The following is a 1,235-nucleotide window of genomic DNA, read 5'->3' on the forward strand; positions in this document are numbered from 1 at the left end:
GGCTGCAAAAGAAGTAGGTAGTTTAACCTTCGGGGGGACGCTTACCACTTTGTGGTTCATGACTGGGGTGAAGTCGTAACAAGGTAGCGCTAGGGGAACCTGGCGCTGGATCACCTCCTTATACGATGATTATTGCGATGAGTGTTCACACAGATTGATACGGTTTATGAAGTTTAAGAGATAGAACATCCCCCAAGATGTTCAACTTAGTGTCCCGTTCGTCTAGAGGCCTAGGACACCGCCCTTTCACGGCGGTAACAGGGGTTCGACTCCCCTACGGGATACCATTGGGTCGTTAGCTCAGTTGGTAGAGCAGTTGACTTTTAATCAATTGGTCGCAGGTTCGAATCCTGCACGACCCACCATTCTTCTCCACGAAGAATTAAAACTTATGTGGGCGATTAGCTCAGTTGGGAGAGCACCTGCCTTACAAGCAGGGGGTCACTGGTTCGAGCCCGGTATCGCCCACCATTCTCTAAGTATTTTTGGAATAAAACGTCCAAACCAGAACAAGCAATTGATACTGGTTGGCATTTTTGACTCTGAAAGTCTTTAGAAAATGTAACTTCCTTGTGAAGAAACATAGCTCTTTAACAATTTGGAAAGCTGACAAAACAACAATTTATTGTTGTTTGTAAAGTTCTCAATGTTTATCGAAAGATAAACACCAAAAAACACATTCAAGTGTTCTTGGCTTTTTGTTTTCATTTTTTCTAAAAATGAAGGTAAAGAGATGAGTCCGGCAAAATCGAATGTCTCTCGCTCATTCAAATAATGAGAGACAACTTTGGTGATTTGATTATCAACTCGAAACTCCTTCGGGTTGTATGGTTAAGTGACTAAGCGTACACGGTGGATGCCTTGGCAGTCAGAGGCGATGAAGGACGTATTAACTTGCGATAAGCCCAGATTAGGTAGTAAAAACCACTTGAGTCTGGGATTTCCGAATGGGGAAACCCACTTACATAAGTAAGTATCGTTATGTGAATACATAGCATAACGAGGCGAACCGGGGGAACTGAAACATCTAAGTACCCCGAGGAAAAGAAATCAACCGAGATTCCGAAAGTAGCGGCGAGCGAAATTGGACTAGCCCTTAAGCTTTATAGGCGTCAGGTGAACAAGCTGGAAAGCTTGGCGATACAGGGTGATAGCCCCGTAACTGACGACGCATATTCAGTGAAATCGAGTAGGGCGGGACACGTGATATCCTGTCTGAATATGGGGGGACCATC

Annotated in this window: 3 tRNA genes and 2 rRNA genes; all 5 read left to right on the forward strand. The window is 44.5% G+C overall.

Features of this window, described 5'->3' with window-relative positions:
• A 16S ribosomal RNA gene (locus NL645_RS23040) occupies positions 1–121 on the forward strand; the annotation flags it as partial.
• A 90-nt stretch (positions 122–211) separates the two neighbouring features.
• Positions 212–287, forward strand: a tRNA-Glu gene (locus NL645_RS23045).
• A gap of 2 nt (positions 288–289) precedes the next feature.
• Positions 290–365 (forward strand) — tRNA-Lys (locus NL645_RS23050).
• Between the two features lie 30 nt (positions 366–395).
• Positions 396–471: transfer RNA gene (locus tag NL645_RS23055), tRNA-Val, on the forward strand.
• A 358-nt stretch (positions 472–829) separates the two neighbouring features.
• Positions 830–1,235 (forward strand): 23S ribosomal RNA (locus NL645_RS23060); the annotation flags it as partial.

The sequence above is a fragment of the Vibrio sp. Y51_MX_L26 genome (assembly GCF_024181935.1).
GTDB classification, from domain to species: Bacteria; Pseudomonadota; Gammaproteobacteria; order Enterobacterales; family Vibrionaceae; genus Vibrio; species Vibrio diabolicus.